The organism is Bacillus sp. FJAT-29814 (genome assembly GCF_001510715.1).
Taxonomy (GTDB): domain Bacteria; phylum Bacillota; class Bacilli; order Bacillales; family Cytobacillaceae; genus Neobacillus.
The window spans coordinates 20,078-28,379 of the sequence record NZ_LMTJ01000001.1 but is presented as its reverse complement, the minus strand read 5'-3'; the positions used below and the strand labels follow the sequence as shown (position 1 = coordinate 28,379).

3 protein-coding genes are annotated in these 8,302 nt (G+C 42.4%); all 3 read right to left on the bottom strand.

Features of this window, described 5'->3' with window-relative positions; genetic code table 11:
- Positions 1–449: 449 nt before the first annotated feature.
- Positions 450–1,721, bottom strand: a complete 1,272-nt coding sequence (locus AR334_RS00130) for an OFA family MFS transporter (protein ID WP_066303583.1) — start codon at positions 1,719–1,721, stop codon at positions 450–452.
- A gap of 24 nt (positions 1,722–1,745) precedes the next feature.
- Complete coding sequence (locus tag AR334_RS30540; protein WP_301337142.1) at positions 1,746–1,877, bottom strand: hypothetical protein; 132 nt, start codon at positions 1,875–1,877, stop codon at positions 1,746–1,748.
- A 389-nt stretch (positions 1,878–2,266) separates the two neighbouring features.
- On the bottom strand, positions 2,267–8,083 hold the full coding sequence (locus AR334_RS00125; protein ID WP_172799129.1) for a lamin tail domain-containing protein: 5,817 nt from the start codon (positions 8,081–8,083) through the stop codon (positions 2,267–2,269).
- Positions 8,084–8,302 lie beyond the last annotated feature (219 nt).

Sequence of the window (8,302 nt, the reverse complement as noted above, 5' to 3'; positions counted from 1 at the left end):
CTCATGCATGAAGAAGAAAAATGGGAAAACAAGGTTTTTATTAGAGGTATGAAAAAAGTATAGTCTGTGCTGCCTAAATATGACCGTACCCCCAGTCAAAAACTCAAACAAGCGAGTGGATAAATATAGATGAACTGGGAAATTTTTCAGTCAGAGAAGGGGCTCCCCTACCCCTTCTCTGACTGAATATTCAAACACCAATAAGCTTATATATCTTACTAACACCATTTATTAATAAATTTATTAATTGGTTGAAAAACATTATTGACACTTTTACACAAAAGAATGGACTTGACTTCGATTGGCTACCCAGTTGGTTCTATCTTCCCAGTCTCGGTCGCCAATAACCCAGATTGGCTACCCAGTTGATTTTATCATCATCATAATCCAAGGTCACGTTAACAAAGTTAATAAATGCCTCTCGATATGAATGAATTTCATAGGAATTATTATAGATTCCCCGCATTATTCATTATTCGATTCTCGTTGATTGCCCTTAATTTTTTAATATCGAGACGAATGAGGAATGAAACGGCAAGAGCTAAAACAAAGATTCCAGAAAAAATGATTAAAGTTCCTTGATAGCTTCCTGTTGTTTCCCTCACCCAGGATACAAAGATGGGTCCCGCCAGCCCGGCTGCTGCCCATGCAGTCAATATATAACCATGAATGGCTCCAAGCTGCTTCGTACCAAATAAATCGCCGATATAGGCAGGTATTGCGGCAAAGCCTCCTCCATAACAAGTCATAATCATATAAACGATAATTGAAAATAGAATGCTGACTGTAATATTTGGAAGCATAAAAAAGGCTACAATTTGAAACGCGAAAAAGAGTGTGTACACATTCGGTCTTCCGATATAATCAGAGATGGCCGCCCAAACAATTCTTCCCCCACCGTTAAATAATCCCATGATTCCCACCATTGTTGCTGCTCCGGCAGCGGTCATTCCTGCCAACTCTTGCGCCATAGGCGAAGCAACAGAAAGTATCGCAATTCCACAAGTAATATTGATAAACAGCATTACCCATAAGGCCCAAAACTGTCGGGTTCTAACTGCCTCATTGGCGGTTAACTGACGCAGGTCCGCTTTAAATTTGGCTGTACCGGATTTTTGTGCTCCAGCTTCCAGCCCCTTAGGTGCCCATCCCACTTTTGGCGGAGCAAGATACTGAGCAGAACAAAAAATAATCACAAAATAGACGGCTCCAAGAATATAGAAAGTATTTGATATCCCATATGTTTCGATTAAAGCATTCATGATCGGACTGCTAACTAATGAAGCAAAGCCAAATCCCATAATGGCCAGTCCCGTTGCAAGGCCTCTTCTGTCTGGGAACCACTTCACCAATGTGGAAACAGGTGTGATATAGCCAACTCCTAAGCCAATTCCAGCAATCATTCCATAAAATAAATAGAGTAATAGGATGGATTCCAGCTGTATAGCGAAGCCTGCCCCTGCCATCCCAGCGCCAAAAAACAAAGCGCTTAGTGTGCCGGCTGCTCGCGGTCCAAACTTTTCCACAAAGTGACCTAAAAAGGCAGCAGAAAGACCTAAAAATAAAATAGCCAAGCTAAAGGTTAAGGAAATTTGCTTTAATCCCCACCCCATCTGTTGTTCCAACGGTTTTGTGAATACACTCCAAGCGTAAACCGAACCTATCGAAATATGAATACCAACTGCCGCTAGGGCAATTAGCCAACGATTTTTTGTTTGCATCCTTTTGTCCCCTTTTCCTGATTGTCATGTCTTGTTGATTGGTTTTTCATGCGTAATCATCCCGTTTTCATTACGGACTGACGCGTGTGTCTCGAGACCTATACGCTGAACCTCGATGGTCGTCACTTTTCTTAGTTCAACTAAACCAAGTAACATTATTTTTTCACCTGGCATCCAAACACCTTTCACAACCCCTTATTGTTTGTCTTTTCGTTATAATATCGTATATCACCCTATGAATCAAGTGAATATTTCTCGTAAAACACGAACATTATAAAATTATTTTTTATTTATGTTCGTATTTATTATGGACCGAATATCTAGAATATAATTTCTATGCACAAATAAAAAGTGCCTGGCACATCTTCCTATTTTTTTGGAGGGTGCCAGGCACTTGATCATTCACTTTGTCACTGTCCATCTTTTTCGTAAACATATTTCTTTTAATTTCCAATGTAATCCTCTTTGTATCAAACAATATGACCAACAAATTATTGACTAATTTGTTGGTCATTTTTCATTACTTTTTCATTGTTTGCGACCTGTTAATTTTCCCCCAGTTTTCTCCTTTTCATGATGCGAGCAATGCTGATACAAATTCCAGCAAGGATCAATATCATGCCTACTGCCACCCAGTTATAGGTACTCGAGGCCGTGTTAGGCAGAGCATTTTCACCAACCTGAGGGCTCTTGGTGAAGCTAGGGGCATGCACCTTTCCGCCTTGGACATTAGCGTTGCTTGGCTGCTGTCCGTTTTGGTTAGGGTTTTGGCCAGCATTGTCGGGACTTTGCCCGCCGGTATCAGGATTTTGCCCGCCATTGTCAGGATCCTTACCACCCGGGTCAGGATTTTGCCCACTACCATCCGGGTCTTGACCAGACGCAAAATCGGCAGTGGCAAATCGGAAAATATCAGATCGTCTTGTTGCACCATTTTCATCTGTAATATTCATATACCAGTAATAAGTTTGGTTCGGCTGCAGGTCCTTCCACTCTACCGACGCAGTCTCACCTGATAATACACCCTTATTACTTCCAATTAACTTCTCCGAATAAACATTGACGCTAAAGTAGTCCGTGGCGACCCGTTTATTGATATCAATCAATTGATAATCGGCGGTGAAGCTGTCAACACCAGGCTCATCAAAGAAGTTCATATCATCCAAAATCGGCGAATAGGTTTGAATGCTGACGGTTTCATCAGCCGGATTAAATGTCAATAACCGAATATAGCCATCGCCGCCATTCGGACCACCTTGATAATCCGAAAGCATTTCCAATACTTTTCTGGTAGAGCCATCTTGATTAGGGATTTCGGAGACGCGGGTCGCCACTCCATGGTAGTGGCCTCCCATCACCATTTTTACATTCTCGTTTGGCACAATAATTTGATCAAATACATTCTGAGACATTTTAGACAGGGTAGCACTGTATTCCAAGTAGGCATGCATAACTAAAATCGCATTTCGGTCTGAGTGCTTTTGCAGAACTTCGTTGGCCCAGGCAATCGTTTCAGGTGTATCTTCCAATCCGAAGCCTAGGTAGACAATCACAAAATCATGGCCGCCAAATGACATGAGGTCATAATGGTTTCGATTGTTATCCATTGACCCGCCATACCATGGATTATTTTTGTACCGATCTTCCCCAACCCATTTGTGGTAATAGGAATAATCAATTCCATCTATGATGCTGTCATGGTTTCCGGCGAGCACCCCATATGGCACGCCAGCCTCGTCCAATTTTTTCAGATTTCGGTCGGCAACAGCCCACTGGGCATCATCATTGGCCACATTGACGATATCCCCGGAATGAATCGCATACTTAAATGTTCCCTTTTGATATTCGTCTACAATCCAATCCCCTAAGCCATCAAAAATATAATGATAGGTTTCGGCATAGTACTGTGTATCGGTAAACCACAGCATCTTGAATGGATCATTGGCATTTTTGACTTCATCCTGAACCATGGCCTGGATTTTTCCATCCTTGATAAACTTTTCCTTTTCCACTTCCACCGTGAGGACGATATCGGATTCCGCTGCATTTCCTGTGGCAGATTTCATCGCTATCCATTTGCCGGCACTGTAATCCCATGCGTAAAGCGTAACCTTCCGATTAGGAAGTGTTTTTCCTTTCCAGTAAAGTTCCACTTTATCACCAGGCGATAATTCTTCATCTACTGTGACTTCAAAGCGATGATACGGGAATCCCATATTCGAATCATTAACAAGATATTGACCATCTTCAAATGCAATCTTTGCCTGATCTGTCTCAGACAATTCCATTTCGCCAACCGATTCAACTGTTAACGGTGGCTCTCTGTCCGCGATATGGCCAAACCCTTTGATCCCATCGTTGCTGGCAAAATCGTACTTGCTTCCCTGATAAAAATCCACATCCATTTTATCACCATTTGGATCGGTAACCTTCGCCTTTAACGTGGTATTCTCCGAAACCTTTTCGCCAAAGTCGGCAGGTGACAGTTCAGATGGCTGTCCAGGTGTCTCGGAATCGATTGTAAAGGACACTGAATAGGATGATAGATTTCCGGCACCATCATAAACATTCACATGCAATTCATGGTTTCCAGGCTCGAGTTTAGCCGAGGATGTTTCATATGGGAACTCAACCGGTTTCCCATCCAGCTTTGCTTCCACCTTAGCTATGCCTGTCAGATTATCCTCGGCATCCACTGCAAATGTGAATTTCCCTCTAATCCGTTCACCCTCAGTAATCAGCTTGTCTGTCGAATAGGAAATCCCTTTGATGACAGGGTCGGTGTTATCAAAAGTAACGGCAGCAAAATCTGGCTGGGCACCATTTTGGTCAAGCTTAAGCAGATAGGTTCCATCAGCATAAGCGGTTGTATCAATTTCTGCATATTGGGCTGTTAACTTTTCTGCCGGGATATTGAAGATAAAATCACTCTTCATTGGCTTCGTAAAGTTAGTACTCGTTGGTGCACTGCCATCTCCGAATGGATAAAATACATTTTCGCGATATGGCAATACTGTTTGCTGCAGGTTTCCTAAATAGCTACGTACGCTCTCAGGCTTAATCATGGTGCCATCAGGCAAGACGAGATGCACATTGATGACCTCAAAATCGTCAAAATTCAATTTATTAAAATACTGCTCATGGACATCGAGGTCATACGGAACATTTTCACCGCCTGAGTGAATCGACACGATTTGATCGGAAATAAAGTATCCTGGAGCTACATCATAGGTGTACCATGCCCCATCCACATAGCTAGGCAATATTCTAGTAAAATATTCTCTTTCACCCGCAGCATTTTTTGCGCTGGCAGAGGCTTGATAAATATAGTCAATACCCTGAGCCTGGAATCCTAACTTTGCTTTTCCCGGCAAAGCAGGTTTTGTTTCTAGTTTTTGGCCAGCCAATGAAAGGATCAACTGATTTGCAGCTGTTTTTCCATAGGCATATAAGCCAACTTTGCCGCTCAAGCTTTCCCCATCGGCGATGGACATGCCTGATTCAGGGTACTCAATGCCTATTGCTTCGTCGATGACGGTGATTTGATTTCCGCGTGAATTATAAGGGACCTTGGTTATATTACCACTGGCATCTTCGGTCACAATCATGTAGCGATATGCACCAAGCTCTGCAATATTCAGGCTGGCTTCGTAAACGTATTTTCCAGCTTCCTGTCCTTTCAAACTCATGACCGTTTTATTTGTAAAATCGGTTAAAGGATTTTTGGCGGTACCGTAAACTAACTCTGCCTTTGCCAATGGTTCATGGCTTGCAATCGTAATGGTATGGTCCTTCCCTTGCTGGATTTGATAGAATGGCTGATTATGTTCAATCATTGGCGCCACAACATCTAACCCTTCTGGCGCAGGGACTTGTCCTTCGTCAATACTACCAGGGTTGGAAAATGCTCTCGTTCCAGTCCGCTCCATCAATTTTCCTGATTCAGGATAATTATATAGAACGGCACTGTTGCGAATATCGTTGACCATCCGGTCCGGGCTGCCAACGCTTGATGCGTCATACCATGCTTCTACGATGATATCGTTGACAGAGTCAGAACTAGAAATGGCAAAGCCACGTTCCAACGAGTTAGGCAGGTTAAAGTCGGAAGCGTTTTTATTATCGTAAAAAATAATATCCTGTTCATCAACGGTAGAATTATAATGGATATTGAAATCCTCCGCTGTTGTAAACCCAGCTGTAACAGCTTCCTTGGCAAACCAAATGATTGCTGTGCTGTATGGCTCAATGAACGTCTCTTGAGGGATGGTCCATTTTTTAGGCGCCGGTGAATTGTTAGGATACAAATAGAACAGTGTGTAGCCCTTTAAATTCAACACTTCATTGGAGTTATTATAAATCTCCATGAACTCATGTTGGTTCCCGCTGCCTCTACGATAATCGCCAGCCGGATTCGGCGTCATTTCTGTAATTAGAATTTTCGGCGGAACGGCATTGGCTGGGTCGTTTACAACCACCTCAAATGTTTCAGATTGAACAGTTGATTCGCTATCGGCAGCTTCAATATAGTAGTTGATGACTGCACCCGCAATGGAATCAGCGGAAAGCTTATAAGTGTAGCTTCCATTTGCTTGTGCTTCCATGGCTACCTTCGTGAAATCGCCATATGGATTAAACCGGTAATATAATGAAACGTTTAACGAATCACCATCCGCATCGTTAACGGCTGTTTCAACCGTATAATCGGCTCCTTTTTGAATCGGGCCTGCAGGCTGATGAGTGATTACTGGCTTTTGATTCGAGGATGGAACAAGCTGGCCGGGATCCACCACACCTGCTGTCGGGTCGCCTTTACGAAGAAAAGCCTCAACCGTTACCCCTTGTTGCGGTACACGCGTATGAAAACTTTTTCCATCCGCTGTATCCTCACCTGTGAATCTTATTTCACTAATAATATCGCTATCATTGCTCTTGGTTGTAATATAGAAGCTGCGGTCGCTATCGTTTGGAAGTGCATCCTGATTGCGTACTTTAAAAACCGGAACATCACTCGGGACGTTATGGTAGGCTCTGAAATCAACTTCCTTTAAATTGGCAGCATCACCTGTAATAGCTGGATTTGTTCGTTCTACCCATAATACCGCTGGCGTATGGGCCGGAATTTTTATATTGTGATCGGTTTTGTCATCCGCTGCTGTCACGGCCAAATCCTTGGTGCCCGAACGCCAATCGTAGCGAATTTTATAAATGCTGTTGAAATCAAGCTCCTCGTTTGTATGGTTGTAGATTTCAACAAACTCAAATAAATCATTGGATCCAGCCCCATTAATATGGCTGTTACTTTTATCATTAGGATAAACCTCTGTGAAAAATATCGGATACTCACGTTTAGGTTGTTCTGGTTCAGCTGGCACGCCGGTGGAATCAATGGCAGTTGTAAAAACGTCTGTTTTTACCGTTTCCTTTCCGTCGTTTGCCGTTATGTAATAATGGACCGCATTTCCGCTTATTTCTGAAGAAGGAATCGTGTAGGCATAACCAGAATCTGTTTTGGACATAGCCACTTCTTTGTAAGACTCTGCCTCATTTGCACGATAGAACAACTTAACCGTTAAAGGATCGCCATCCCCATCGGCAATTGCTGCTGTTACGGTAAAATCAGTCGCTGCTGGAATGGATTGAACTGGATTGTGGCTGATGGCTGGCTGATTATTCGCTGTTGGCACCAACTGTTCAGTTTGAACACTCCCTGGTGTTGGCTGGCCTTTTTTAATAAAGCTTTCCATGGTTGTCCCGCTTTTCGGAACTTTTATATGGTAACTTAGTCCATCTCCAACATCTTCACCTGTGTAATGAGCGTCACTCAAAATGACATTATTGTCATCTTTACTAGTAATGTAAAATCCACGATCGACATTATTTAGGCCGTCTTGTCCACGGAGTTTAAAGACTGGAACTTCGGCAGGAATTTGGTGGTATGCCCGAAAATCTGCTTCAGTCAGTGCGGCGGCAGCTCCAGTAATTTTGGAACTTGTCCGCTCCACCCATAACACGGCTGGTGATTGTGCCGGAATAACAGCACTCAGATTCGTGGGATCGTCCGCCGCTGTTACAGTAAGGTCTTTCACATTGGAAACATAATCATAACGGACTTTATAAACACTATTAAAATCTAATTCACTATTTGTAGTATTATAGATTTCGATGAATTCAAATAGATCATTATCCCCGGCCCCTTCAATTTGACTATTGGCTTTATCATTGGGATAAATTTCGGTAATCATAACCGGCTGCTGATTACTGCTGTTTTGCTGATTTTCAGCAGCGAATGCACCAGTCGCATTCACGAATGGGTTAATAAGGATTAATAGACTTAATACAATAGAAAGTACCCGTTTCATCTCCATTACTCTCACTTTCTTTACATTTTTTATAACTATTACCCTGTTCCTACTTTCTTCCCGCTCCTACTTTCACCCTTTCTCGGAATCTTCCGCCAATTTTATAGTTCTTTTCTATTGTAAATTTCTATTATTAATAGATTGGTAATTAACTGTATACTTTTGTTTAGTTCTTGTAATTTATGTAAACTCGATTTAATAATCTTTACTAAGTGAAAT